At 29.4% G+C, this 25,630-nt stretch carries 25 protein-coding genes; 22 read left to right on the top strand and 3 right to left on the bottom strand.

The genetic code is table 11. The features are described 5' to 3' along the window. The first annotated feature begins 202 nt into the window (after positions 1-202). Positions 203-1,822 carry a phosphoenolpyruvate--protein phosphotransferase gene (ptsP, locus tag HCG76_RS06810; protein WP_221699486.1) on the top strand — a complete coding sequence of 540 codons (1,620 nt, stop codon included), beginning with the start codon at positions 203-205 and terminating at the stop codon, positions 1,820-1,822. A gap of 77 nt (positions 1,823-1,899) precedes the next feature. On the opposite strand, the gene HCG76_RS19020 is transcribed toward ptsP, so the two are convergent. Then, positions 1,900-2,619 (bottom strand): helix-turn-helix transcriptional regulator, encoded by a 720-nt coding sequence (locus HCG76_RS19020; RefSeq protein WP_260458052.1) that lies wholly within the window; start codon positions 2,617-2,619, stop codon positions 1,900-1,902. Positions 2,620-2,914: 295 nt separating this feature from the next. On the opposite strand from HCG76_RS19020, the gene HCG76_RS06800 reads away from it, so the two are divergent. The 3 genes from HCG76_RS06800 (at position 2,915) to iadA (ending at position 5,239) form a co-directional block, all read left to right on the top strand. Then, positions 2,915-3,451, top strand: a complete 537-nt coding sequence (locus tag HCG76_RS06800; protein WP_221699487.1) for a chromate transporter — start codon at positions 2,915-2,917, stop codon at positions 3,449-3,451. Beyond that, entirely contained in the window at positions 3,451-3,975 is a 525-nt protein-coding gene (locus HCG76_RS06795; protein ID WP_221699488.1) for a chromate transporter, read from the top strand. Before HCG76_RS06800 ends, HCG76_RS06795 begins: the two co-directional genes overlap by 1 nt. Positions 3,976-4,066: 91 nt before the next feature. After that, a complete protein-coding gene (gene iadA, locus HCG76_RS06790) occupies positions 4,067-5,239 on the top strand; it encodes a beta-aspartyl-peptidase (protein ID WP_221699489.1) in 1,173 nt (390 codons plus the stop codon). Between the two features lie 37 nt (positions 5,240-5,276). On the opposite strand, the gene HCG76_RS06785 is transcribed toward iadA, so the two are convergent. Together HCG76_RS06785 and HCG76_RS06780 are read right to left on the bottom strand one after the other, a co-directional pair. Beyond that, entirely contained in the window at positions 5,277-5,855 is a 579-nt protein-coding gene (locus HCG76_RS06785; RefSeq protein ID WP_221699490.1) for a cell wall hydrolase, read from the bottom strand. A gap of 73 nt (positions 5,856-5,928) precedes the next feature. Next, complete coding sequence (locus HCG76_RS06780; protein ID WP_221699491.1) at positions 5,929-6,951, bottom strand: hypothetical protein; 1,023 nt, start codon at positions 6,949-6,951, stop codon at positions 5,929-5,931. A 249-nt stretch (positions 6,952-7,200) separates the two neighbouring features. Between HCG76_RS06780 and cdaA the strand changes: the two genes are divergently transcribed. The 18 genes from cdaA (at position 7,201) to ilvD (ending at position 25,626) form a co-directional block, all read left to right on the top strand. After that, a complete protein-coding gene (gene cdaA, locus HCG76_RS06775; RefSeq protein WP_195986960.1) occupies positions 7,201-8,055 on the top strand; it encodes a diadenylate cyclase CdaA in 855 nt (284 codons plus the stop codon). Further along, complete coding sequence (locus HCG76_RS06770) at positions 8,025-9,284, top strand: CdaR family protein (RefSeq protein ID WP_221699492.1); 1,260 nt, start codon at positions 8,025-8,027, stop codon at positions 9,282-9,284. Before cdaA ends, HCG76_RS06770 begins: the two co-directional genes overlap by 31 nt. A gap of 173 nt (positions 9,285-9,457) precedes the next feature. Beyond that, a complete protein-coding gene (locus HCG76_RS06765; protein ID WP_221699493.1) occupies positions 9,458-11,056 on the top strand; it encodes an NAD(P)/FAD-dependent oxidoreductase in 1,599 nt (532 codons plus the stop codon). A 208-nt stretch (positions 11,057-11,264) separates the two neighbouring features. After that, complete coding sequence (gene ptb, locus HCG76_RS06760) at positions 11,265-12,173, top strand: phosphate butyryltransferase (RefSeq protein WP_221699494.1); 909 nt, start codon at positions 11,265-11,267, stop codon at positions 12,171-12,173. Positions 12,174-12,194: 21 nt separating this feature from the next. Continuing rightward, positions 12,195-13,262 (top strand): butyrate kinase, encoded by a 1,068-nt coding sequence (buk, locus tag HCG76_RS06755; RefSeq protein ID WP_221699495.1) that lies wholly within the window; start codon positions 12,195-12,197, stop codon positions 13,260-13,262. A 202-nt stretch (positions 13,263-13,464) separates the two neighbouring features. After that, positions 13,465-14,043 carry a hypothetical protein gene (locus HCG76_RS06750; RefSeq protein WP_221699496.1) on the top strand — a complete coding sequence of 193 codons (579 nt, stop codon included), beginning with the start codon at positions 13,465-13,467 and terminating at the stop codon, positions 14,041-14,043. Beyond that, on the top strand, positions 14,025-14,381 hold the full coding sequence (locus tag HCG76_RS06745) for a hypothetical protein (protein WP_221699497.1): 357 nt from the start codon (positions 14,025-14,027) through the stop codon (positions 14,379-14,381). The genes HCG76_RS06750 and HCG76_RS06745 overlap by 19 nt, the downstream gene beginning before the upstream one ends. A gap of 32 nt (positions 14,382-14,413) precedes the next feature. Further along, positions 14,414-14,914 (top strand): hypothetical protein, encoded by a 501-nt coding sequence (locus tag HCG76_RS06740; RefSeq protein WP_221699498.1) that lies wholly within the window; start codon positions 14,414-14,416, stop codon positions 14,912-14,914. A gap of 31 nt (positions 14,915-14,945) precedes the next feature. After that, positions 14,946-15,272 (top strand): hypothetical protein, encoded by a 327-nt coding sequence (locus tag HCG76_RS06735; protein WP_221699499.1) that lies wholly within the window; start codon positions 14,946-14,948, stop codon positions 15,270-15,272. 220 nt (positions 15,273-15,492) lie between these two features. After that, complete coding sequence (locus HCG76_RS06730; RefSeq protein WP_221699500.1) at positions 15,493-16,272, top strand: AIM24 family protein; 780 nt, start codon at positions 15,493-15,495, stop codon at positions 16,270-16,272. Positions 16,273-16,354: 82 nt separating this feature from the next. Further along, on the top strand, positions 16,355-16,660 hold the full coding sequence (locus tag HCG76_RS06725; protein ID WP_221699501.1) for a YerC/YecD family TrpR-related protein: 306 nt from the start codon (positions 16,355-16,357) through the stop codon (positions 16,658-16,660). Between the two features lie 112 nt (positions 16,661-16,772). Then, the gene (gene glmM / locus HCG76_RS06720; protein ID WP_221699502.1) at positions 16,773-18,116 is read left to right on the top strand and encodes a phosphoglucosamine mutase; all 1,344 of its coding nucleotides are present in this window, start codon (positions 16,773-16,775) and stop codon (positions 18,114-18,116) included. A gap of 595 nt (positions 18,117-18,711) precedes the next feature. Further along, complete coding sequence (ilvN, locus tag HCG76_RS06715; RefSeq protein WP_221699503.1) at positions 18,712-19,224, top strand: acetolactate synthase small subunit; 513 nt, start codon at positions 18,712-18,714, stop codon at positions 19,222-19,224. 136 nt (positions 19,225-19,360) lie between these two features. Beyond that, positions 19,361-20,953: a citramalate synthase gene (gene cimA / locus HCG76_RS06710; protein WP_221699504.1), complete on the top strand. Its 1,593-nt coding sequence runs from the start codon at positions 19,361-19,363 to the stop codon at positions 20,951-20,953. Between the two features lie 14 nt (positions 20,954-20,967). Further along, positions 20,968-22,227, top strand: coding sequence for a 3-isopropylmalate dehydratase large subunit (gene leuC / locus HCG76_RS06705; protein WP_221699505.1), 1,260 nt, complete (start codon positions 20,968-20,970; stop codon positions 22,225-22,227). A gap of 14 nt (positions 22,228-22,241) precedes the next feature. Next, the gene (gene leuD / locus HCG76_RS06700; protein ID WP_221699506.1) at positions 22,242-22,730 is read left to right on the top strand and encodes a 3-isopropylmalate dehydratase small subunit; all 489 of its coding nucleotides are present in this window, start codon (positions 22,242-22,244) and stop codon (positions 22,728-22,730) included. 104 nt (positions 22,731-22,834) lie between these two features. After that, on the top strand, positions 22,835-23,905 hold the full coding sequence (gene leuB, locus HCG76_RS06695; RefSeq protein ID WP_221699507.1) for a 3-isopropylmalate dehydrogenase: 1,071 nt from the start codon (positions 22,835-22,837) through the stop codon (positions 23,903-23,905). Between the two features lie 62 nt (positions 23,906-23,967). Continuing rightward, positions 23,968-25,626, top strand: coding sequence for a dihydroxy-acid dehydratase (gene ilvD / locus HCG76_RS06690; RefSeq protein WP_221699508.1), 1,659 nt, complete (start codon positions 23,968-23,970; stop codon positions 25,624-25,626). Positions 25,627-25,630: the final 4 nt, after the last annotated feature.

The raw sequence follows: 25,630 nt of genomic DNA, 5'->3' as shown, positions 1-25,630 counted from the left end.
TTCTAAAAAATGTGTTATAATAATTTTTGTTCGTATAAAGTTTCTAGAAGATAGGTTAAAAAGATTTAAAATCTATCTTTAAATAATAATTTTAATTTATATTTTGTCACGAAATTTACATAATATTGTAGTATAGTGATGTAAGTATAAGAATATTAATAACAGTACTAAATTTATGCTTAAGTGTAGGAGGAAATTTGAAATGAAAAAAGGTATCGCTGCATCAAAGGGTTATGCAATAGGTAAAGTATTCATTCAAGAACATGAGGAAATAGTTATAACTGACGCAAAAGTTAGTGACGTAGCTGCAGAAAAGGAAAAATTAACACTTGCTTTAGAAGCATCAAAGGAACAATTAACAGCAATTAAAGAAAAGACTTTAGCTGAAATTGGTGAACACGAAGCTGCTGTTTTCGAAGCACATTTAACATTATTAGATGACCCAGAATTTACTGGAACAATGGAAGCAACAGTTGAAGGTGAAGCATTAAACGCTATGAAAGCTGTTCAAAATGTAACAGACACATTCGTTATGATTTTCGAATCAATGGACGATGCATATATGAGAGAAAGAGCTGCTGACATTAAAGACGTTTCTAAGAGAATAATCTCTAACTTAGCAGGTAAAGGTGGAAGTGCATTTGCTATAACTGAAGAAAATACAGTTGTAGTTGCTTATGATTTAACTCCATCAGATACAGCTCAATTAGACAGAACAAAAGTATGTGGTTTCTTAACTGATATCGGAGGAAGAACTTCTCACTCAGCTATTATGGCTAGAACTTTAGAAATTCCAGCTGTTGTTGGTTTAGGAGACATAACTAAAACAGTTAAAAATGGTGATTCAATCATCGTTGATGGTATTGAAGGATTTGCAATAATCAATCCATCAGAAGAAGTTATTGCTGAATACCAAGCTAAGAAAGCAAAATTTGCAGAAGAACAAGAAGAATTAAAGAAACTTATCGAAGTTAAAACTGTAACTAAATCAGGTAAGAGAATTGAAGTTTGCGGTAACATCGGTAAGCCAGAAGATATAGATCAAGTTTTAGCTAACGGTGGAGACGGTGTAGGATTATTCAGAACTGAATTCTTATACATGGACAGAGACCAAGCTCCAACTGAAGAAGAACAATTCACAGCTTACAAGACTGTTTTAGAAAAAGCTAACGGTAAGCAAGTTGTTATCAGAACATTAGATATCGGTGGAGATAAGGTATTACCTTACTTACCATTACCTGAAGAAATGAATCCATTCTTAGGATACAGAGCTATCAGATTATGTTTAGATAGAAAAGATATATTCAAGGTTCAAATCAGAGCTTTATTAAGAGCTTCTGTATACGGAAACCTATGCGTTATGTTCCCAATGATTTCTGGCTTAGAAGAATTCCAAGCTGCTAAAGAATTCGTTGAAGAATGTAGAGCAGAATTACATGCTGAAGGAGTTAAGACTTCTGAAACTACTCAATGGGGTATCATGGTTGAAATTCCAGCTGCAGCTGTTATGGCTGATGAATTAGCTAAGCACGTTGACTTCTTCTCAATAGGAACAAACGACTTAATCCAATACACATTAGCTGCTGACAGAATGAGTGAAAAGGTATCATACCTTTACAACCCAATGCACCCAGCTGTATTAAGATTAATAAAGATGACTATAGATGGAGCTCACAAACACGGTAAGTGGGTTGGAATGTGTGGAGAAATGGCAGGAGATGAAGCTGCTATCCCTACATTAGTTCAATACGGATTAGATGAGTTCTCAATGAGTGCTACATCAATCTTAGGCGCTAAGAAGATAATGTTAGAACAAGAATAATATAAATAAAAAAAGAATCGCATTTGCGATTCTTTTTTTATTTAGTGTGTTAACTTAAATTAGAGTAATTAATTATGTTATTCGTACTGACCATAAATTTTATCATATAATTCATATGATTTTTTAGCCATTAAAGCGATTTTATCTTTTAACTCCTCATAAGTAACCTTATCTCTTTTTGATAAAGTACCTCTAACTATATTTCCTTCTGAATCAACCCCATAACTATTTGATAAATATAAACCAGCATCATGTTCAGGCCCAATTACAAGAAGAGAAACATCTTCATCGGGTATTTCAGATGAAATTTGTTGAACATAAAAATGGAAACTATATTTAGGCATTTTTTGATTGGGAGTAAAATAAAGACCTTCATCAGCTTCAAGTTTATAATATCCAAGTTTATCGTCGAATTTGAATCCTAGTTCTTCAGTATTAGAATAGAAATTCTCTTCACAAACCTTTTTGTTATTATACCAAAGTGCTGTATAAACGCCATAAGATATAATAAGTACAATAAATACGACAGATAGTACTTTAAATAAATTTTTTATATATTTATTTTGTAATAATTCTTTATCAAATTTTTTAACCATAGTCTTGTCCCCTTTCATTAAAGTATCTAATGAAATTTCAAACATATCACTGATCTTTATCAATGTTTGTAAATCAGGATAACTCTTTTCATTTTCCCAATTAGATACAGTTTGTCTTGTAACATTAAATAATTTAGCAAAGTCTTCTTGAGTCATTTTTTTATCTTTTCTTATTTTAATTATTGTCATTGCAATATTCATAAATTTTCCTCCTCAATACCAGTATTTATTCTAGATATATATAAGTCTAGCAATTGATCTTTTACATTTAATTTTTAAGTTCGCAAATTCTCTTTGCATTCTTACTTTTAAAGGGATTGGACTGTTTTAACCATATAAAATTTCAATAAGAATATAGTAACATTAATAAATAATATTTTCCAATAATTATATAATTTGTTATAGTGGTAATGATGTGAAATTTTCTATTGGATAATTTAGATTTTAATTTTAGATAATAAAAGTAAATATATTATAAGTTATGAGAGGTGATTATATGAAAAAGATAATAGAATTATTTATATCTATATTTAAGATTGGAGCATTTACATTTGGCGGGGGATATGCAATGATTCCATTAATTGAAGAAGAGGTAGTTAAAAATAAAAAGTGGTTAAGTAAAGAGGAGTTTGTTGATATTTTAGTAGTTGCTCAAAGCTTACCAGGAGCATTAGCTATAAATACATCAATATTTTTAGGATATAGAATAAGTGGAATAGTAGGAGCAATAACTGCATTAATGGCAGTAATAATACCTTCCTTTTTTATAATATTGGTAATAGCAGTATTCTTTATGCAATTTAGAGATAATTATTATGTAAATGCAGCTTTTCAAGGAATAACAGCAGCAGTGCCAATGCTTGTATTAGTAGGAGCAATTAGTTTATCAAAGGGGTTACCTAAAAATATTAGAACAATAGTAACCATAATTGTAGGATTAGTTGCGTTAATAGTTTTTAATATTCATCCAGTAATAGTAATAATAATATCAGGAGTATATGGAGCTATATTCTTAAGGAAAAAGGTGAGCTAATGGAACTTTTAATTAGATTATATTTAGCATTTTTGAAAATAGGAACTTTTAGTTTTGGTGGTGGATATGCGATGCTACCTTTTATTCAAAAGGAAATAGTAGAAAAAAATAATTGGATATCTATGTCTCAATTAACTGATATAATAGGTATATCTCAAATGACACCAGGGCCTGTAGCAATAAATTCAGCAACATTTGTTGGATATAAGGTTGGTGGAGTATTTGGAAGTATAGTTGCTACTTTAGGAGTAATTACAACATCTTTCATATTAGTAACAGTAATAAATAAATTATTAGATAAATTCAAAGAATCAAAGGTTATAAAGGCTACATTGTTAGGAATGAGGCCTATACTTATTGCGCTTATAATATATGCATTTTTTGACTTAGCAAAGGAAGCGTATATAGATATAAAAAGTATAATAATAACTTTGATAATTGGAGTTATATTGTTATCTAAAAAGGTTCATCCTATATTAGTAATAGTTATAGCAGCTGTATTAGGAGTGTTATTTTATTTATAGCAATTATTGGTAATTGTATAATTTGGAATAAGTTATTTAAAATCTCTATAACAAATTTACTATTTATTAGATAATAAAGGAGGGAATTAAAATGATTACTGTTATTAAAAACATTAATGTGTATGCACCGGAAAATATGGGGAAAAAGGATGTTGTCATAGTAAATGATAAAATTGAAGGTATTTATGATAATGTTAATATTCCTAATAATTTTGTAGAAATAGAAACTATAGATGGAGAAGGAAAATTGATTTTTCCAGGTTTTTTAGATTGTCACGTTCATATAATTGGTGGGGGAGGAGAAGGTGGATTTAAAACTAGAACTCCAGAGATATCAATTATTTCTTTAGTTGAAGCTGGGATTACAACAGTAGTAGGGTGTATAGGAACAGATGGAGTATGTAGAAGTATGAGAGCCTTAATTGCTAAAGCTAAAGGATTAGAAGAAGAGGGAATAACATCTTACTGTTATACAGGTTCTTATGAAATACCAGTAAAAACTATTACAGAGAGTATTAAAGGTGATTTTATGATGGTAGATAAGGTTATCGGTGTTGGAGAAGTTGCTTTATCTGATCATAGAAGTTCACAAGCTACATATGAGGATTTCGTAAATACAGTAGCACAAGCCAGGGTAGGTGGAATATTATCGGGAAAAGCAGGAATTGTTAATGTTCATTTAGGTGATGGAGCAAGAAGATTAGAATATTTATTTAAAGTAATTGAAGAAACTGAAATACCACCAACTCAGCTTTTACCAACACATATTAATAGAAGTGATAAATTATTTGAGGTAGGAATTGACTATGCTAAAAAGGGTGGATTCATTGATTTAACAACAAGTTCAGACCCAAGATTTTTAGAGCCAGGAGAGTTAAGGGCTGGTGAAGGATTAGCACTTTTATTAAAGAAGGGAGTAGATATCAAACATATAACTTTTTCTTCGGATGGAAATGGAAGTATGCCGGTATTTGATGATAGTGGTAAATTAATTGGGCTTGGAATATGTTCAGTAAAAACACTTTATGGAGAAGTTAAGGAAAGTATAATAGAGCATAAGGTTCCTATAGAAGAAGCTATTAAAGTTATAACTTCTAATGTTGCTGAAGTTTTAAAATTAAATAATAAGGGAAGAATAGAAAGCGGTAGAGATGCCGATTTTGTTATAGTTAATGAAGAAAATTTAGATATTCATACTGTTATTGCTAAGGGAAAGGTTGTTGTTGAAGAGGGGAAGGCAATTATTAAACCGACTTTTGAATAATATTTAAGGGCTACCATAAAGGTAGCCCTAATTTTCGTCATAATGTAAAAAATAAATGTTGTCCTATTGTTATTATATTATGCTTCTCAACACTTTGCATCCAAGTGCAAGTAGCTATATCAGGATTGTAAAAAAATACAGCATCTCCTGTAGGATCATTACCGCTTAATGCATCATATACAGCATCAAAACATTCTTGAGTTGGTTCAACATTAATTTTGCCATCAACAATGCAAGAAAAAGCTCTAGGTTGAAATATAACACCTTCAACTGTATTAGGAAATCCAGTATTAAGAGCTCTGTTTAATATTACTGATGCAACAGCAACTTTACCCTCATAGGGCTCACCCTTACTTTCAGCATATACTACTTGAGACATTAAATAAATATCTGATTGTGTTAAATAAAGCAATTGATTATTCTCTTTAAAAACTTCTACATATTCTTCATCAGATATATTTATATAGTTATTTTTATTGTTTTCTAAATTTAATAAAGTATTTTCTATTCTTGTACTTGCGCTTACCTTGGCAGTATATAAATTTGATAAGTTTAAGTCAAGTGCTGAAAGAGACAGGGTTAGAATAATACAAAATAAGAATTTTCCAAGTTTCATAAAAAACCTCCTTTTGGAATAACCCAATCGAAATATATTTTACCCAGAAAATTTAAAATAATACAAAACATTATCAAAAAGAGTTTAATAATGATTCAAAGGAAGTTTTTACATCCTTATATTTAGAATAAGCATTATCATAATTCTTATTTATATTATCTTTATTTTCCTCATAGCTAGAAGAAGATTTTTCATATATAACAGCAATTTTTAATGAGTTTAAATAAGTTGAATATAACGTAAAAGTATTATTTAAGCAGTTATAATAAGAGATACATCCCTCTGGTATTGAAGAATAGTTAAAATCTTTTTTTATAGTCTCAAGAGTATTTTCTTTTTCGTTAATATCATTAAGAATTACATCAAGAGATCTATTTTCCTTTCTTATTAGATTTATAGCAGGTTCTAAGTCTTCTAATATTCCAGAAAATTCATTTGTACACTTAGTTAGCCTTTCAATATATGAGTTGTATTGAGTAGTTTTTATTGCTTCTTCTTTATTTAGCTTTTCTAAGGTATTTAAATATCCAATTAAATTATCTAAAAATGTTTCACTTTCTTCAGGTAATATTAAAGAAAAACCATAAGGAGATAATTCTTCATAACTTTTTTCACAACCTTCCTTTAAAAGAAGGATTTGAGATGTAATTTCTGCTGTAGATACATTACTTGTATAAGATAAGACATCAACACAATAACTATATAATGATTCTGTATTTTCTATACATGAGATTAGCTTAGGAATAATGTCAGGAGTATTATTATTAGCTATTACCACTGCAGAAACCTTTTCTCTTAATTCCTTTAATTGTTTTAAATCATCATTTAGTATGCTATAAGCAGATTTACTATTTATAGTTACACCATTAATACATTTTTTTAATGATAAATTTATTTTAGATAACTCTGTAACATAAGGTTCAAAATCTTTTAGAGCAGAATCATTGATAATAATATCTTTGTTATTAGTAGTAGAGGAAATAGAATTATTAGGTTTATGTAATAATAACATCATAGAGGAAGTTAAAAATACACAAATTAATAATGTTATAACAAAGGTTTTATTTTCAGAAAATGATTTTTTTATGTTTTCCATATATATCACATCCTTTAAGTTAATTTACAGTATTAAATATTATGAAAAAAACTTTTTCTATAATTTATATTATTATGAAAATTAAAATATACTTAAATAATTTTAAATTTGATGTTGAAAATAAAGAGTATGTAAGCCTTATAATAATAAATATGAAATAATTTGGATAAATAAAAATAGAATTATAATATTTTAACAATTATGAGAATAGTGTATAATTTAATTAGAAATTTTATGGTGGTGGATTAAATGCAAAATTTTATTTCAATGATAATGAATTCACTAAAGAGCATGTCGGTTACTGCTGTTATTGATATTTTAGTAGTAGCATTTATATTTTATAAAGGGTATATGCTTATTAAAGAAACAAGGGCAGAACAGCTATTAAAAGGAATAGCGTTTATAATAATACTAATTCCAATTAGTTCTATACTTAATTTAAGTATGTTATATTTTATATTAAGCAAGACTTTAACTATTGGAATAATATCAGTTGTTATAATATTTCAGCCAGAGATAAGAAGAGCTTTAGAACATTTAGGAAGAAGTGCCTTTGAAGACAAACATGGCTTTGAAGATAGAGAACAGAGGAATATATATGTTAGTGAAATTGTAAATGCAGTTTCCAACTTAGCAGAAACAAAAACAGGTGCATTAATTGCAATTGAACAAGGAACAGGTCTTGGAGAAATAATATCTTCAGGAACTATACTAGAAGCAAAAATAACTTCAAATTTATTAGAAAATATATTCGTTGTAAACACACCCCTTCATGATGGTGCAACAATAATAGGAAGAGATAAGATATTAGCATCAGGATGTGTTTTACCTTTAACTAATAATAAAGAAATTAATAAAAAATTAGGAACTAGACATAGAGCAGCAATAGGGTTATCAGAAATATCTGATGCACTTGTTATAATAGTATCCGAAGAAACAGGAATTATTTCTTTAGCTATAAATGGACGTTTAACTAGAAACTATGATAAAGATAGATTAAGAACAATATTACTTAAGATAATGGAACATAGAGAAGAGAAAAATGTTAAATCTGCTGGCAAGAAGGTGAAAACGTGGATAACTGGAAAAATAAACAGAAAATAATTGTTCAATTAGTGTGTCTTTTACTATCGCTGGGATTATGGATTTATGTAACTAATATAGAAAATCCAATAAAGTCTTATGAGTTAAGTAGAGTGCCAGTAGAAATAAAAAATACTGATAGTTTAAAGGAGGCAGGATTGGCATTATCGCCAAATCAAGAGTTTTATGTAAATTTAAAAATAGAAGGAAATAGTCAAGATTTATTTAGTGTAGATAAAAGTGATTTTACTATAACTGTAGACTTAAGTGAATTTGTACTTAAAAAAGGGGAAAATAAGATTGCAGTAAATATAGAAAATGCTCCAAGTACAGTTAAAATAAAAAATAGTAATGGTTTGACAATAACAATAAATACTGAAGGATATTCTACAAAAGAAGTTCCAGTAAAATCTAAAATTGATGTTATTTCAAAATCAAGTTATTATGTAGCAACACCTATATTTAGTCCAGAGACTATAGTAGTATCAGGACCAGAATCTTTAGTAAATACTGTAACAAAAGTTATTGCAGAAGGTGAAGAAAGTAATGCTGTAAAGACAATAGTTAAGAATTATATTGTTACACCAGTAGATGAAAATGATAAAGAGGTTACAGGGGTTCAGTTATCGCAAAAGTGGGCAGAAGCAACTATTGAAATAAATGAAGGAAAGACAGTTCCAATTAAAATAAATACAACAGGAACATTAGCAAATGGGTTAAAATTAAAATCAATAAGCTCATCTACTACAGAAATAGGAATAACAGGACCAGAAGATAATTTAAATTCTATTAATGAAATTGGAACAGAAGTTATAAATCTTTCTGAAATAAAAGATAGTACTAATATTGAAGTTGCATTAGGAATACCAGATGGAATACTTATTCATAATGGTGAAAATTCTATAACTGTTAATATAGTTATTGAAAAATTACAAACAAGAGAGTTTACAATTGACTATTCAATGATTGGACAGCAAGAAGGAATAACTGTTGTTCCAGATAATACTAAGGTTACTATAACTGTTTCTGGATTTGAGGATGTATTAAATAGTTTAACAGAGGCAAACTTTACTGCTGAATTAGATGTATCCGAATATGCTGAAGACGGTGAATTTACTAAGAAGCCAACTGTAAATCTAGTTGGAGTAGATAATGTAACAATAGATACTGTAAGTGATATAAAATTGACAGTAACAAAGGACGTGCCAACTAATGGCGATGTCGTAGAGGAAGAGGTACCACAACAGTAGTTAAGGGGAAGTTGACATATGTCAACTTTCTTTTTATGTTTATAAGAAATAAATTAAGAGTTAATTTAAAAGCTTAAGTTATAAATTACCACTTATAACTTATAACTGTTAACTATCAATCTCTTGTGTTACAATATTAAAAACTAGAAATAATATTATTAAGGGTGATTTATATGACTATAAGAATTAACAACCTAAGTCTTGGGTTAGATGATGATATAAAATTATTAAAAAAGAAAGCTAGTAAGAAATTAAGAATTTCTTCAGATGAAATTAAAAATTTTAAAATAGTTAGAGAAAGTATAGATGCTAGGAATAAGGATAACATTAAATTTACATATGCAATTGAACTTGAGCATAAGGATGAAGAAAAGTTAGTAAATAGAGTTCATGATAATGATGTAAGAATAGATAATTCAAAATATGATCCAGATGTTGCGCCAGGTGAAGAAATATTAAATCATAGACCAGTTGTTGTTGGATTAGGGCCAGCAGGATTATTTTCAGCATTAATGCTAGCTCAAAAAGGTTATAAACCATTGGTGATAGAACGTGGAGAAGATGTTGATAAAAGAACCGAAACTGTGGATAAGTTCTGGAAAACCGGACAGTTGAATTTAGAATCTAATGTACAGTTTGGAGAAGGCGGAGCAGGATCATTTTCAGATGGTAAATTAACTACTAGAATTAAGGATAAAAAGTGTGATTATGTTTTAGCAGAATTAGTTAAAGCAGGAGCACCAAAAGAAATTAAATATGAGGCAAAGCCACATGTAGGAACTGACATATTAAAAGATGTAGTTAAAAACATAAGAAAGCAAATTATTGCTTTAGGAGGAGAAGTTCGTTTCTCTTCTAAGCTTGAGTACATAAAAAGTAATGATGGAAAAGTAAAAAGTATAGTTGTAAATGGAGATGAAATTCCTTGTGAAGCTTTAGTTTTAGCTTTAGGACATAGTTCAAGAGATACATATGAAATGTTAAATAATATTGGAATATTCATGGAACCAAAGGCATTTGCAATTGGAGTTAGAATAGAGCATCCTCAAGAGATGATAAATATAGGACAATATGGGAAAATGGCTAGTCATCCAAGATTACAAGCAGCTAGTTATAATTTAACATATCAAAGTAGAGCTTTAGGAAGAGGAGTATATTCATTCTGTATGTGTCCTGGTGGTGTTGTTGTTGCAGCAGCATCTGAAGAAAAGAGACTAGTTTCTAATGGAATGAGTTATCATGCAAGAGATAAGGAAAATTCAAATTCAGCTTTAGTTGTAACTGTTGGTCCAGAAGATTTTGAAGGAAGTTCAGTTCTAAGAGGTATGGAATTCCAAAGACATTATGAAGCACTAGCATATAAAGTAGGTGGCGGAAATTATAATGCACCAGTTCAATTATTAGGTGACTTTGTTAATGATAGAAAATCAACTAAGCTTGGTGCGGTTACTCCAAGCTATGAACCAGGATTTGAATTTGCAGATATGAGAGAATGTTTACCTTCATATGTTGTAAATGGAATAAAAGATGGAGTTAATAACTTTGATAGAAAAATTAAGGGATACGGAAGAGAAGATGCCGTTTTAACAGGTATAGAAACAAGAACTTCAGCTCCAGTGAAAATAACAAGAAATGAGAGATTAGAAAGTATTTCATTAGGTGGATTATACCCATGTGGAGAAGGTGCTGGGTTTGCAGGTGGAATTGTATCAGCAGCAGTTGATGGAATTAAAGTTGCAGAAAGAATTATAGAAAGATATAAACAACTATAATTAAATGAAAGAAAATCAGTAATATTAACTACTGATTTTCTTTTTTTTATAATAGTTAAAAATTTAACGTGAATTTTCTGAAAATTTAGGTTTTTGTTGAAAACTTTGATAAAATATATATAGGTAAATATTTCATTATATAAAAATATATTCAAATATTTAATTAATATGGTTACTAAATGAAGGGTTATAATAGGAGAGGTGTATTATGAGTAAGAATTTTGATGATTTATTAACAAAATTAAAAGTAGCAACAACAAAAAAGTTGGCAGTAGCAGTTGCACAAGATGAGCCAGTTTTAGAAGCTGTTAAAGCTGCAAAAGATAGAGGAATAGCAGAGGCTGTTTTAGTTGGAGATAAGGCAAAGATTGAAGAAGTAGCAGCAAAAATTGATATGGATTTAAGTGATTTTGAAATAATTCATGAAGCAGATATTAAAAAGGCAACATTAAAAGCTATACAATTAGTTTCTAGTGGTGCAGCAGATATGGTTATGAAAGGATTAGTAGATACAGCTACATTTTTAAGAAGTGTATTAAATAAAGAAGTTGGACTTAGAACAGGGAACTTAATGTCACACGTATCTGTATTTGAAATTGAAGGGATAGATAGATTAATATTATTAACAGATGCAGCTTTTAATACTTATCCAGACTTAAAACAAAAAGTTCAAATAATTAACAATTCAGTAATGGTTGCAAAAGCTTGTGGAATACAGAATCCAAAGGTTGCACCAGTTTGTGCAGTTGAGGTAGTAAATCCAGATATGCAAGCAACAGTAGATGCAGCATTATTATCTAAGATGAGTGATAGAGGACAAATTAAAGGTTGTATAGTAGATGGACCTTTAGCATTAGATAATGCATTGTCAGAAGAGGCAGCACATCATAAAGGCGTTACAGGACCAGTGGCAGGAAAAGCGGATGTATTATTACTTCCTAATATAGATGTTGCAAATGTTATGTATAAATCATTAACTTATACAGCACAAACTAAAAATGGTGGTATATTAGTTGGAACATCAGCTCCAGTTATTTTAACTTCAAGAGCTGATAGTTTTGAAACAAAGGTAAACTCTATTGCATTAGCAGCATTAGTTTCAGAGGGTAGAAAATAATATTAGGGGGGATTGAGAAATATGGCATATAAATTATTAATAATTAATCCAGGATCTACATCTACTAAAATAGGTGTTTATGAAGACGAAAAAGAAGTCTTTGTTGAAACTTTAAGACATTCATCAGAAGAAATAGCTAAGTATGATAGTATTTTTGAACAAAAAGGTTTTAGAAAAGAAGTAATAATGAATGTATTAAAAGATAATAATTTTGATGTTACTACATTAGATGCAGTTGTAGGTAGAGGTGGAATGCTTAAACCAATGGCTGGAGGAACTTATGAGGTAAATGATGAGTTATTGAATGACTTAAAAATTGGAGTTCAAGGGCAACATGCTTCTAACTTAGGTGGAATTTTAGCAAATGAAATTGCAAAAGAAGTTGGAGGAAAAGCATTTATAGTTGATCCAGTTGTTGTTGATGAATTAGAAGCAGTAGCAAGAATTTCAGGAGTCCCAGAATTACCAAGAAAGAGTAAATTCCATGCTTTAAATCAAAAAGCTGTTGCTAAGAGATTTGGAAAAGAAAGCAAAAGAGGTTATGAAAACTTAAATCTTATAGTAGTTCATATGGGTGGAGGAGTTTCAGTAGGAGCTCATCAAAATGGTAGAGTTATTGATGTTAATAATGCATTAGATGGTGATGGCGCATTTTCACCAGAAAGAGCTGGCTCAGTTCCAGTTGGAGATTTAATTAAAATGTGCTTTAGTGGTGAATATACTCAAGCTGAAGTATATAGCAAAATTGTTGGTAAGGGGGGATATGTTGCATATCTTAACACTAATGATGCTAGAGATGTATTAAGAGAAAAGCAAGAAGGAAATGAATTTGCTGAATTAATATATAATGCATTTATATATCAAGTATCAAAATCTATAGGGGAAATGGCTACAGTTCTTAAAGGAAAAGTAGACTCTATTATTTTAACTGGTGGAATAGCTTATTCACCTATAGTTGTTGCTGATATTAAAGAAAGAGTTGAATGGATTGGTAATGTAACAGTTTATCCAGGTGAAGATGAATTATTAGCATTAGCTCAAGGAGCAATTAGAGTTCTTAGTGGAGAAGAAGAAGCTAAAATATATTAAAAAATTGCCTTCTAGGTCAATTAAAATATAAAAATAAGAAACAGGCAAATGATAATACACTTAAAAAATAAGTTTTTAAGTGTATTGTCATTATGCTTGTTTTTTTGTTAAAAATTTTTAAAAATATAAAACCAAACTGAAATCTTATGTATCTATAAGATATAAATATTAATAAAACATTAAAAAATAGGAGGAAATAATAATGAAAAAATTAATTGATAAAATAAATATAGAAAAAATAGCATATGGATTTTATTTAATAGATAAGGGAATATCATTAATACTTAATATAGTAATTGTTATATTAATAATATTAGTTGGAGTAAAAAGTTACTCTATAGAAAAATATTTAAATAACAATAAAGAAGCAATAGCAAATTATAAATGGTCTATAAGTTCAATTGATTTTACAAATAATATATCTAAAGATAAAAATATTACTAAGTTAGGAGATAAAAGTATAGGTAAAACTGTTTCATTTTTAAATAACTCTAGAGTTATTATAGAAGGTAGAGGATTTGATTATGATTTTAATAGTGATACTGAAATAGATAATTTTAATAGTGAAAATAATAATGATAACTCATCTTCTATAGATAATGGTGAAGGTAGTTTAGATGTAAATAATGATTCATTAAATAAAAGTAACGTTAAAAGTTACGATTATATAACTAATAAAGCTATAGGTAAATCATTATTAGCAGGAAAAATGATAAAGAGTGGTATTGCACTTTTAACTGTAGCAACAGTAGCTGGGGAGTTATGGCAATATCTTATTTAAATAATAATAATGAATCAGACAATATAGATACTTCAATTCAAACGGGAGTATCAGAAAGTGTTAATGATGAAGATAATAGCAATGAAGAAGTTAGTTATAGTGACGAAGAAAATATAGATAAAACTATATTAATAGAAGAGATAAATAAGATTAATAATTTTACAGAAGAAGAAAAGCAAGGTATTGATGAAGTTAAACAAATGATAAATATATTTATAAATAATCAGGATTTTATTAACGATATAAGTAGTAATTTTGAATTAGTAGCTAGTTATAATACAGATGATGAATTTTTAATAATAAATGTAGAAACAGCAAAAGAATTTTTAAATGGTTAAGCTTGTCTTTATTATTATTCTGTGGATTTGGAATGTGTATATTTTCAAATCAAGTAAATTTTGAATCATCTAGTCAAATTGAATTTGTTTTTCTGCTAGGGTTTGGTATAACAGGATTAATAGCACAGACTAATATTTCAAGAGTTAATGCTTTAAAATCAGGTTTAACTGGTGAAAATAAAGCAAAATCAATATATAATCCAATAAAACAAGTTGGAACTCAAGTTTATGGGGTTTCAGAATTATTAAAGAAAAGTAATATTAATATATGGGTTCAAGGTGCTGTATTCTTTACAAATTATCAATGTGAAGTTGAACTACAATCAAATAAAATTCCGGTATTTTCAATTAGAGAAGAGGGAGAAAATGAGATATTAAAATACATATCTTCATATGAAAATAATAATAGTAAGATTTCAATTAAAACAAAAGAAGAAATAATTAGCATCTTATCAAAGTACTGTATTAGAGAAAATGGAGTAAGTAACGAAGTTCAAAGCATTGATATATTTACGACTTTAGGCTCAAATTAATATAGAAATAAATAAAATGGGGGAGAATAAAATGGAAAAAGTATTTAGTAAATTATTAATAACTTTAATTGTAACAATTATGAGTGTAGGATTTTTAGTTAATAATAAAAGTGAATACGATTTTTCTTTGGGATGGGTAGAACCTGCAAAGGTTATTGTAGATACAGATAAGGGACAATATGTTCAAAGTTTACCACCTTTATCTAAAATTACAAGAGGAATGAATGATAATATTAGTGTTGAAATACAAGGATTAGAAGGAATGTTAGAAAAGGTTACAATAACATCAGTTCGTGTTTTAAATAATGGGTTGCCAACTCCAGGGGATAGTGGTGAAGAAATAGTAGTATTTCAATAGGGTTTATAATTTAATAAATTATAAGTAATAATGTATGCTTTAATTCAATACTTGGAAGTAAATGAATTAGAGCATATTTTTTTATTTAAACTATAAAAATTTACTTTGAAATAGCTAATTAATTTTCATAGTTAATTATAGAAGTAATATGATTAATAGAAGGTTAACATGGATAGAATTAAAGATAATTCGAATCTAAAAGTTAAGGGGAAAAGAGATTATGAGAACTAGTATAGATGTGAAAAATAAATTAAAGTTAGTATCTCAAATGGGAGAGGAAAGTAAATTTCAAATATTAAAGTATGATTCACTTAATGGAGGAACTAGTTTAAGAGAGACGCTAGCTATAAAGTCAATAGAAGCTAGTGGACAAAGGCTAAAACAAATAAGAATATTACTTAATGATAGTGGAGTTAAATTGCAAGATGATGTATTAAGTTATATGAAAGGGTATATTGAAAGAAGTGATATAATTCATGAATATAAAGGAATTAAAAAAATATTATTTGAAGGTAAATATTTAAGGGATTCCAATATAAAAGCACTATTTAAAGGTAATGGAGAAATTTTATTAAAGCCTAGCTTTAAAGATTTTACATTGATAGAACTAGTTGATGAAGAAATAATAATTAATGATGATATATTTTATGCTTGTGATGAGGAAATTAATATTTTACTTCTTTCTAATAATGATAATTATAAAGAAATAAAATTAAGTGGAAGTGGAGTAGTTGCAATAAAATTACCAGTTCCAGAAAATGAAATAATTAGATGCAAATTATTTAATGATAAATTAGTAGTAAATGATGATTTAGTTATATTAAAAAGTAATAATGTAAAGATATCAGTAGAAAAATATGAGAGATTAATACAAGATGAGATTATAGAAGAATATAATACAGTGTATAATGGGATTGGCGAAGTATGGTTATTACCAACTAGAAGTACATATGATAAATATGGTAAAATAAATTGTTGTTTAGAAGAAGATTATGAATAACCTAAGAAAAATATAGATTACAGTTTAAATTTAGTATGCTAAAGTGTTAAAATAAGGATGTACACAAAATAGGAGTGATAATATGGGTCTAAAAGGTTTAGATTTTAATGATGACTTAGAGATGTTATTTAAGGCAGTTTTAGAATTAAAAAATATAGATGAATGTTACAAGTTTTTTGAGGATATTGCTACAATTACAGAATTGAAAGCTATATCTCAAAGAATTCAAGTAGCTAATATGCTTAAGGAGAAAAAGGTTTATACAGAGATAGCAGAAGCAACAGGTGCTAGTACAGCAACTATAAGTAGGGTCAATAAGTGTCTTAATTATGGTCAGGGTGGATATAATATAGTATTAGATAGAATTAATACTAAGAATAAATACTAAGAATAAATAAGTGTAAAGCAAGAGAAGTACTAGCTTGTATGCTATTGTAAAAAATCGGAATAAAGGATATACTATAAGAGTTAAATTGAAATAAATAAGCGAGGTATTATATATGAGTAGAATGTTCGGGACAGATGGTGTTAGGGGAGTAGCTAATACAGAGTTAACAGCAGAATTAGCTTACAGTTTAGGTAGAGCAGGTGCATTTGTTTTAACAGAAGGAACACATAAACCAAAGATTCTCGTTGCTAAAGATACTAGAATATCAGGAGATATGTTAGAAGCAGCTTTAGTAGCAGGTATTCTTTCAGTTGGGGCAGAAGCAGTAATTTTAGGCGTAGTTCCAACACCAGCAGTAGCTCATTTAACAAGAAAATATAATGCAGATGCAGGAGTTATGATTTCAGCATCTCATAATCCAGTTGAATATAATGGTATTAAATTCTTTGATGGAAGAGGATATAAATTATCAGATGAATTAGAAGATCAAATACAAGCAGTAATAGAAGGTAATTTTGAAGGTGTTCCAAGTCCTGTTGGAGGAGCAGTTGGAAGATCATATACTGAAGAAACTGCATTAAGAGAGTATATAGATTATGCAATGAGCACAATTACAACAGATTTAAAAGGTCTTAGAGTTGCGTTAGATTGCGCAAATGGTGCTGCTTACAAGGCTGCAGTTAAAGCGTTTAGAGCTTTAGGTGCTAGAGTATATGTTATAAATGATAATCCAGATGGAAATAACATAAATGAAAATTGTGGTTCAACTCATATGGAAGAGTTAATGGATTATGTTGTAAGAAAGAATTGTGATATTGGATTTGCCTTTGATGGAGATGCAGATAGATGTTTAGCTGTTGATGAAAAAGGAAATATGATAAATGGAGATTTCTTATTAACAATATGTGCAAAAGCTTTAAAAGAAGCAGGAAAATTAAATGACGATACTTTAGTAGTAACAGTAATGAGTAATTTAGGATTAGACATTGCAGCTAAAAGAGAAGGTATTAACCTAGTTAAAACTAAGGTTGGAGACAGATATGTACTTGAAGAAATGCTTAAAGATAATTATATCTTAGGTGGAGAACAATCAGGTCATATAATATTCTTAGATCATAATACTACTGGAGATGGATTAGTTACAGCACTTCAAATTGCGGCTATATTAAAAGAAAGTGGAAAGACTTTCAGTGAATTAGCTGGAGTTATGAAAGAGTTACCACAAGTATTGGTTAATGCTAAGGTTCCAAATGAAAAGAAAAATATTTATTTAGAAGATCAAGAAATAATTGATGCTATAAATAAAGTTGAAGCTAAGCTTAACGGTGTTGGTAGAGTTCTTATAAGACCATCAGGAACAGAACCTCTAGTAAGAGTTATGCTTGAAGGTGAAAATCAAGAAGAAATAAATGAAATGGCAAATAGCTTAGTAGAATTAATATTAAGCAAAATATAATAAAAAAATAATGCTCTTATGGGCATTATTTTTTTTTTATAAATTGTAAATAAATCAGTGATTTCTTAATTAATATGTTATAAGCAAAAATATTATTAATAAATCAGCAATTGTTAAAAAGAAATATTAATATGATAATAAAAACAGTAGAATATTAACTTAATATCAAAAATAATTAATAAAAGTTAAAAAATATAATGAATTTGCTAAAAATAAAAAGACTGTATTGACAGAGTATTAAAAGAAAGAGTAATATATTAACAATAGAATATTTTGGAAGTTCTTTTGAGAAATAAAAGCTGTGATAGAGATATTTATTTGGAGGAAAAGTTTCAGAGAGTCCATGGTTGCTGTGAATGGATACTTTAACTAAATAATGATCACTCTTGAGCTGTATCCTGAACACTATTTTATAGTAAGTAAGGGGGTACCGGTAAGCACCGTTAAATGCAAGGGTTTGTTTGAGCCTAGTGATATTAATGATGAGGAATTTTATCCCACCGTTATGATTTTATCATTAAGGGTGGGATTTTTTTAACCTAATTTATAACCATTTTGTTCAATAATTACAAATTATTTCATTGGGGGTATTAAAATGGAAAGACATGTACTATCTGTCTTAGTTAGGAATTCTTCAGGAGTACTAACAAGAGTTTCGGGACTATTTGCAAGAAGAGGGTTTAATATTGATAGTTTAACTGTTGGGAGAACTGAAAATCCGGAAATTTCAAGAATGACTATTACTTTAAATGGTAATGAAGATGTTTTAGAACAGTTTACTAAACAACTAAATAAATTAGAAGATGTTTTAAGAGTATTAAAATTAAAATCTGATAATTCAGTATATAGAGAACTGGTACTTATCAAGGTTAAGGCTGATGCTGAACAAAGAGCAGCAGTAAATGAGGTAGTAAAAATATTTAGAAGTAAAATAATAGATGTTTCTCCAGAAACATTAACTATCGAATTAACAGGAGATGAAAGTAAAATAAGTGCTCTTATAAAACTTTTAGAAGAGTATGAAATAAAGGAATTAGTAAGGACAGGAGTTTGTGCATTAGAAAGGGGCGCTAATGATATAACAGATTACTGTGAAATATTCAATTAGTTTAGAAGATAAAAGTAGTTAGGTAATAAGCAAGTAAATAGCGACGAGATATGGTGATGAGAAGATTAGATTAATATTTCTTAAACTAGCTTATCACTTGAAACTTGTCACTAATATATGGGGGAGGCATTAAAGTTTGGATAGAAATATAGAAATTTTTGATTCTACCTTGCGAGATGGTGCACAAGGACAAGGCATATCATTCTCACTAGAAGATAAGTTAAAAATAGTTAAGGCCTTAGATGAGATAGGAATTGATTATATTGAAGCTGGAAATCCAGGGTCAAATCCAAAAGATATGGAGTTTTTTAATGTAGTTAAAGATATAAAATTAAATAATTCTAAATTGGTAGCTTTCGGTTCAACACGTAAGCCGGATATAAAGATTGAAGATGATTTAAATATAAAAGGCTTAATAAAGGCAAAAACAGAATTTGTATCAATATTTGGAAAATCGGCAGCTTTTCAGGTTACAGATATATTAAAAACATCTTTGGAAGAAAATCTAAAAATGATAGAGGACACTATAAAATACTTCAAAGAAAATAATAAAGAAGTGATATTTGATGCAGAACATTTTTTTGATGGATATAAGGAAAATAGTAAATATGCACTTTCAACATTAAAAGTAGCAAAAGAGGCTGGAGCAAGGACATTAGTCTTATGTGATACTAATGGTGGAACTTTACCAAATGAAATAAGAGATATAACAGCTCAGGTTGAAGGTTTATTTGGAAACATGATAGGAATACACTGTCATAATGATATTGGAATGGCAGTTGCCAATTCAATAATATCAATAGAGTCGGGAGTATCACATATTCAAGGAACTTTTGTTGGAGTAGGTGAGCGTTGTGGAAATACTAATTTAAGTACAGTAATTCCAACAATAGCTTTAAAAATGAATTATGGAATAAGATCAAAAAAATATTTACAGGATTTAACGGCAAAGGCTAGATATATTTCTGAAATATCTAATATTCAGTTAGAAGATTCTACTCCATACATAGGAAAAGCGGCATTTGCTCATAAGGGTGGAATGCATATAGATGCTATTTGTAAGACATCACAATCTTATGAGCATATAAAACCAGAGGAAGTTGGAAATAAAAGAAGATTTTTATTATCAGAAGTAAGTGGTAAAAGTACAGTTTTACAAGAAATACACAAAATTTTCCCAAATGTAAAAAAAGATGGTGAAGAAGTTAAAAATGTAACTAAGAGATTAAAGGAATTAGAATATGAAGGATATCAATTTGAAGGTGCTGAAGGGACAGTTGAGTTATTAATAAGAAAAACTATAGGAAAGTACAAGCCGTTTTTTAAATTAAATCACTTTAAAACTATGGGAGAAAATCCTTGGAATAATGGTGAATTTAGTTCAACTGCATTAATTAATATAACTGTTGATGGAAAAACAGAAATGACAGCAGCAGAAGGTGATGGTCCCGTAAATGCTTTAGATAAGGCTCTTAGAAAAGCGTTAGAAGTATTCTATCCAGAATTAAAAGAAGTAAAATTAGTTGATTATAAAGTTAGAGTTTTAGATTCTGAAAGCACTACAGGTGCAAAGGTTAGAGTATTAATAGAAAGTACAGATAGCAATGAAAGCTGGAGTACAGTTGGGGTATCTAAAGATGTAATTCAAGCAAGTTGGATTGCATTAGTTGATTCAATAGAGTATAAGCTAATAAAAGATATTGAAAGAAAAGCAAAAGCATATTTTTAAAGGGGGAAACACTTATGGCAATGACAATGACACAAAAAATATTAGCAGCACATGCAGGATTAGAAAGTGTAAAAGCAGGACAATTAATAGAAGCAAATTTAGATTTAGTATTAGGAAATGATATTACTTCACCAGTTGCAGTAAAGGAATTTGAAAAGTTTGGAGTAAAAAAAGTATTTGATAAAGAAAAAATAGCAATAGTTCCAGATCATTTTACTCCTAATAAAGATATAAAAGCTGCAGAACAATGTAAATTTATAAGAGAATTTTCAAGAGAAAAAGGTATAACTAATTTCTTTGAAATAGGGGAAATGGGAATAGAACATTGTTTATTACCAGAAAAGGGATTAGTAGTTGCAGGAGATGTAGTTATTGGGGCAGATTCTCATACTTGTACCTATGGAGCTTTAGGAGCTTTTTCAACTGGAATTGGTTCAACTGATATGGCTGCTGGAATGGCTACAGGAAAATGTTGGTTTAAGGTTCCTTCAGCATTAAAGTTTGTTTTAAAAGGAAAACCATCAAAATGGGTTAGTGGTAAAGATGTAATTCTTCATATAATTGGAATGATAGGTGTTGATGGAGCATTATATAAATCAATGGAGTTTTTTGGTGATGGATTAGAGCATTTATCAATGGATGATAGATTTACAATGGCAAATATGGCTATTGAAGCTGGTGGAAAAAATGGAATATTTCCAGTAGATGAAAAGACAGTTGAATATTTAAAGGAACATGGAAAGAAAGAATGGACAGTATATGAAGCAGATGAAGATGCTGAATATGATGAAGTCTATGAAATAGATTTAACTACTTTAAGACCAACAGTTTCTTTCCCACATTTACCTGATAATACGAGGACTATTGATGAAGTTGGTAATGTAGAAATTGATCAAGCAGTAATAGGTTCTTGTACAAATGGAAGAATTTCAGATTTAAGAGTTGCAAGAGATATATTAAAAGGTAAAAAGGTAAATAAAAGAGTTAGATGTATAGTTTTCCCTGGAACTCAAAAAATTTATTTACAAGCCTTAGAAGAAGGTATAATAAAGGATTTAGTAGAAGCAGGAGCGGTGGTTTCAACACCAACATGTGGTCCATGTCTAGGAGGTCATATGGGTATACTAGCTAAAGGTGAAAGAGCAATTTCAACTACTAATAGAAATTTTGTAGGTAGAATGGGACATGTTGAATCAGAAGTTTACTTATCAAGTCCGGCAGTTGCAGCGGCTTCAGCAATAACAGGAAAAATAACTAATCCAGAAACACTTTAAGGGGGTAAATAAATATGAAAGCAACAGGAAGAGTTTTTAAATATGGGGATAATGTAGATACAGATGTAATTATACCAGCAAGGTACTTAAATACATCAGATCCAAAGGAATTAGCAGCACATTGCATGGAAGATATAGATTTAGATTTTGCTAAAAACGTACAACAAGGAGATATAATAGTTGCAAACAAAAATTTTGGGTGTGGTTCATCTAGAGAACATGCACCTATAGCAATAAAGGAAAGTGGAGTTAGCTGTGTTATAGCATCAACTTTTGCAAGAATTTTTTATAGAAATGCTATTAATATAGGATTACCGATACTAGAGTGCGATCAAGCAGTTAAAAGTATAGAAGCTGGAGATGAATTAGAAGTTAATTTTGATACTGGAGTTATTAAAAATATAACTAAAAATGAAGAATATCAAGGTGAAGCATTCCCAGAGTTTATGCAAAAAATAATAAATAGTAATGGGCTTATAGGATATATTAAAGACTCTAAGTAAATATAAGAAATACTAATTGAAATACTATATTAAGCAATAAATAAAAGTTAAGTGCAATATTATTATGTTTACTTAACTCAAAATGGAATTAAGGGGGAGCAACTATGAATTTTAATATAGCAGTTATACCAGGAGACGGAATAGGACCAGAAGTTATAGATGAGTCAATAAAGGTATTAAATAAGATTGGGGAAAAATATAATCATACTTTTGAATTTGAATTTTTACAAGCAGGTGGATGTGCAATAGATACTTTAGGGACACCATTGCCAGATAAAACTTTGGAAGTATGTAAAAAAAGTGATGCAGTACTTTTAGGAGCTGTTGGAGGACCAAAATGGGATGATCCTAATTCAAAAGTAAGACCAGAACAAGCATTGTTAGGGTTAAGAGGGGGATTAAATTTATATTGTAATTTAAGACCGGCACTTTTATATAAAGCATTAAAAGAAGCATCTCCACTAAAAGATAGCATAATAGGTGATGGAATAGATATTTGTGTTGTAAGAGAACTTACTGGAGGAATTTACTTTGGTGAGAGAGGTAGAGAAGTTGTTGATGGTATAGTTTCAGCATATGATACTGAAAGATATAACATTGAAGAGATTGAAAGAATAGTAAGAATAGGCTTTGATACAGCAATGAAGAGAAATAAAAAATTAACAAGTGTTGATAAGGCTAATATATTAGAAAGTTCTAGATTATGGAGAGGTGTAGTAGAGCAAATGTCTAAAGATTATCCAGAAGTAGAGGTTAATCATTTATATATTGATAATGCTTCTATGCAGTTAGTTAAGGATCCTAAACAATTCGATGTTATTGTTACTTCAAATATGTTTGGAGATATATTATCAGATGAAGCATCTATGATTACAGGATCAATAGGGATGTTACCTTCAGCATCTTTAGGAGAAGGAACTTTAGGAATGTATGAGCCAATACATGGTTCTGCACCTGATATTGCAGGGAAGGAAATTGCAAATCCATTAGCAACAATTCTTTCTACAGCTATGATGTTAAGATATAGCTTCAATTTAGAGAATGAAGCAAATGATATAGAAGATGCAGTAGTTAAAGTTTTAGAAGAGGGTTATAGAACTGGAGATATTAATAGTGAAGGTACTAAGCTTGTTGGAACTAAGGAAATGGGAGCACTTGTTTTAGAGAAAATTTAATATAGTTAGTAGTTAGATAGTGACAAGCTTGAAGCTTGAAACTAATTTTAGGGGTGATGTAAATGAGAAGTGATGTAGTAAAAAAGGGAGTAACAAAAGCTCCACATAGATCTTTATTTAAAGCATCAGGATTAACTGATGAAGAAATAAATAAGCCCTTAATAGGGATTGTTACATCTCAAAATGATATAATTCCGGGTCATGTGAACTTAGATAAAATAGTTGAGGGTGTAAGAAAAGGAGTTTTAATGTCTGGAGGAACGCCATTAGTATTTCCTACTATAGGAGTATGTGATGGTATTGCAATGGGGCATGAAGGAATGAAATATTCTTTAGCTACAAGAGAGCTTATAGCCGACTCTATTGAATGTATGGCAAAAGCTCATGCCTTTGATGCATTAGTATTTATACCAAATTGCGACAAGATAGTTCCAGGAATGGTTATGGCTTCTTTAAGATTAAATATACCATCAGTAGTTGTCAGTGGTGGACCAATGTTAGCAGGTAAATTTAAAGATAAAGAAGTTTCACTATCTACAATGTTTGAAGCTGTAGGATCTGTAGAAAGTGGATTAATGTTAGAAGATGATTTAGAAGAATTAGAAGAAAAAGCATGTCCTACATGTGGATCATGTTCAGGTATGTTTACTGCAAATTCTATGAATTGTTTATGTGAAGTTTTAGGATTAGCACTGCCTGGTAATGGAACTATACCAGCTGTTTATTCAGAAAGAATAAGATTAGCAAAATATGCTGGTATGGCTGTAATGAATCTTTTGGAAAAGGATATAAAGCCAAGAGATATAGTTACTGAAAATGCTATAAAGAATGCATTAACAGTAGATATGGCACTTGGATGTTCAACAAATAGTGTTTTACATTTAACTGCTATTTCAAATGAAGCAAAATTACCTATAAATTTAGATATTATAAATGCAATGTCAGCTAAAGTCCCTAATCTTTGTAAATTAGCACCGGCATCTGACACTCATATAGAAGATTTATATGCAGCAGGTGGAATAAGAGCTGTAATGAGTGAATTAAATAAAAAGAATTTATTAAATTTAAAGTGTATTACAGCAACAGGAAAAACTGTTGGGGAAAATATAGAAAATGCTAAGGTATTAGATTATTCAGTAATAAAACATATTGAAGAACCATATAGTGAAACTGGTGGAATTGCAGTTTTGAAAGGAAATTTAGCTTTAGATGGTGCTGTAGTTAAAAGATCAGCAGTACTTAAAGAGATGTTAAAACATCAAGGACCAGCAAAAGTTTTTAACTCTGAAGAGGAAGCAATAGAAGCTATATTAGGTAAAAAAATAGTTGAAGGTGATGTTGTAGTAATAAGATATGAGGGGCCAAAGGGTGGTCCTGGAATGAGAGAAATGTTATCACCAACATCAGCAATTTGTGGAATGGGTCTAGATAAATCAGTAGCACTTATTACAGATGGTAGATTCAGTGGGGCAACAAAAGGAGCAGCAATAGGACATGTATCACCAGAAGCAGCTGAAGGTGGAAATATTGCATTAGTTCAAGATGGAGATGTTATTTCTATAGATATATTAAATGGAAATTTAGACTTACTTGTAAGTGATGAAGAATTAACTAAGCGTAGGGAAGTTTTAAAACCAGTAGAACCAAAGGTTAAAGAAGGTTATTTATCAAGATATGCTAAGTTAGTAAGTTCAGCAAGTACAGGAGCAGTTTATAAATAGTTAG

The organism is Clostridium sp. K13 (genome assembly GCF_019734195.1).
In the GTDB taxonomy this organism is placed as follows: Bacteria; Bacillota; Clostridia; order Clostridiales; family Clostridiaceae; genus Clostridium.
This window is presented reverse-complemented; position numbering and strand designations above follow the sequence as displayed.